We start from the raw sequence: 1,134 nt of genomic DNA on the forward strand, positions 1-1,134 counted from the left end.
AGGCGCAACCGGAGCTACTGGTGGTACTGGCGGGACTGGGCCGGCTGTCACGAATAATATTTATGTGACTAACTATACCTCTAATAACGTTTCTGTTATTGCAGGAACTCCGAATCATGTCATTATGACCATTTCTGTTGGATTAAAACCAACTGGAATCAGTATAAATAAAATTACAGAACGGATTTATGTTACTAATTCTAGCCCAAATAATGTTTCAGTAATAGATGGAACAAATAATGCAGTCATTGCGACTATTTCTGTTGGAACTACTCCAGAAGGCATTGCAGTCAATGAAGCTACTAATAAAATTTATATAGTAAATATACTTTCAAATAATATTTCAGTAATAGATGGAACAAATAATGCAGTTATTGCGACTATTTCTGTTGGAAATCATGCCGAAGGCATTGCAGTCAATGAAGTTACTAATAAAATTTATGTTGCTAATCGTGGTACTGATAATACAGGTAATACAGTATCCGTCATAGATGGATCAAGTAATGGTGTTATTGCTACCATTACTGTTGGCAAAGGACCTATTGAATGTCATATAAATGAACTTACTAATCGCATTTATGTTACTAATATTATATCCAATACAGTATCCGTCATAGATGGATCAAATAATGGTGTTATTGCTACCATTACTGTCGGAACTAATCCTATTGGTGTTGCAGTTAATGAATTTACTAATAAAATTTATATAGCAAATTACGGATCCAATACAGTATCCGTCATAGATGGATCAAATAATGGTGTTATTGCTACTATCTCTGTTGGTTCTCAACCTTGGGGTATTACTATAGACGATGAATTAAATTATATTTATGTCACTAATTATGGGAATAATACAGTATCCGTCATAGATGGATCAAACAATGGTGTCATTGCTACTATCACAGTAGGATCTAATCCACATGAAATCGCAGTAAAAGAACCACCGATGATTTAAGTTAAAACTATCAATCAAATAACATATTTGATTGATAGTTTTTAATTTTATTTTTTATACTAGCTACCGATAGCAAATTTTATGTAAATAAGCTGTCTATATGAGCCATAGCCATCAACTTAAGGAAATGAATAAAATTTAACTAAATGGGTCATCCTTCCATGCATACCGCAAGGAAG

At 33.2% G+C, this 1,134-nt stretch carries 1 protein-coding gene; it reads left to right on the forward strand.

The annotated features are described in order from the left end of the window. On the forward strand, positions 1-955 hold a 955-nt coding region (locus JDS99_RS30680; RefSeq protein ID WP_472926342.1), incomplete at its 5' end, for a beta-propeller fold lactonase family protein. Positions 956-1,134 lie beyond the last annotated feature (179 nt).

The sequence above is a fragment of the Bacillus cereus group sp. N6 genome (assembly GCF_016483705.1).
Classification (GTDB): domain Bacteria; phylum Bacillota; class Bacilli; order Bacillales; family Bacillaceae_G; genus Bacillus_A; species Bacillus_A wiedmannii.